Genomic DNA, 1,603 nt, shown 5'->3' on the forward strand with positions numbered 1-1,603 from the left:
AACTCCGTAGAGTAACGTTGGGTTTTTCTGCTCATTATTGGCTCCTTCTGATGCCATTCTATTTCAGGAAGGAGTGTCCGTTAAACTCAGGCTACCTCACTCCCGTAAAGACAGGAGTCAAGTTCCCGCTCCGACATAACTGCGTGCAATGGATTTTGAAGGAACCGTCAGCCCATTCCCCGGAGGCAAACATGGGCTGGCAAAAGTGTAGCGGTATTAGGCACAGCTATTTAGGAAAGAGGGTCCATCTCCATCTCATTAAATGGACCACGCCAGACAATTCACTGTCATGCTGATGCTGCACTGTGGGGACAGAATCACTCATGATGACTTCGATAATCGACGACATTATTATTTGGCCGAGCTTTTAGGTCATATCTCAAATCGTTTGCCTAATATTGCTCCATTTTTTAATAAAAAATCAATCATTTTTGGATTTTTGCTTTTCATTGCATTGTCAAGCATAGTGTCCCCACTATTTGCTTTTTGAAATTTTTTGTTTACATCAACCAATCCATTATTGATAAAATATTCTAGCACTTTATAGTTGGCACCATCTTTACTAAGTAAGTATTCAACATCATACAGATTACAATATCTATTGTTGTTCATTTTCTCCATCTCTGCGACATCTTGTTTTGTAAAATTAAATTTAGATAGTAAATAAAGTGCTATATCAGCTTTTTTATTGCCTAAAGAATAAGCAAGGGCCTGATGAGCCATTTTTTTATCAGTCACTTTATTGTTAATCTCTTCATAATTAGATGCTTTAATCGCATCCTCCAAAGATATGTCTCTGAGTTTTATTTTTTTGAAGTTATCTGTACTTAGCATTCTTGGTATATGATACTCAAGCTGAAACACAAAGTTTATAATTCTATCCAGACTAACAGGATCAATATTTTTGTTATAACAAAACTCTCTGAATCCTTGATCTTTACTCTTTCTTATAAAATCAATAAGATGCAACCCAATTCCAAGCCTCATATCTTTAGTGTTAAATATTGGAACATCAGTTTTCCCCTGATTACCATGCACATACCTGCTAACTTCATCCACAACCTCTTTAAAGTTATCTAAGAAAAATGATTGGTGCTCATGGTAAAAAACAGGTGGAATAGCATTATCAAAGTGATCGGTTAATGTCATATATCCATATGGAGAGTCATGATCAATGATATACGCATTGGCGCCAAAATCTACAGTATGATGTGTTTTATTTAGTGGGAGTTTTTCTTGATGATTGGAAATTTCAACCCCAAAAAAAACAAAATCGTGGTTAGAGATTTCTTTAATATCCTCAGAGTATGTATTCTTATGTGTTTGTATATTTTCAGACTGAATTTTATCAAAGGATTTAATATTAAGAATATTATTTGACAGATTAGAGTTACTTTGATGTCTGAAGTTAAAATTAGAATTAATAATAATAGAAAGTAAGTGACGTTCGTCTGAAGAAAGAGGATGAACTTTTTGTATTATCTCAGAGATATAGTGCCTGGACACCTTATCGAGATGCTCAAGTGACCGAAATGATGACCGTGCTCCAGATGGCGCTTCAATAGAAAGATTTAGTGATTTGAAACTGGTCCCTTGAGAAAAC

General features: G+C 35.1%; 1 protein-coding gene. It reads right to left on the minus strand.

Annotated elements, in window-relative coordinates:
• Positions 1 to 372: 372 nt before the first annotated feature.
• A partial coding sequence (gene ospC4 / locus BGK49_RS14230; RefSeq protein WP_158513074.1) for a type 3 secretion system effector OspC4 occupies positions 373 to 1,603 on the minus strand: 1,231 nt, incomplete at its 5' end.

This window comes from Shigella sp. FC1544 (assembly GCF_001722145.1).
Classification (GTDB): domain Bacteria; phylum Pseudomonadota; class Gammaproteobacteria; order Enterobacterales; family Enterobacteriaceae; genus Escherichia; species Escherichia coli.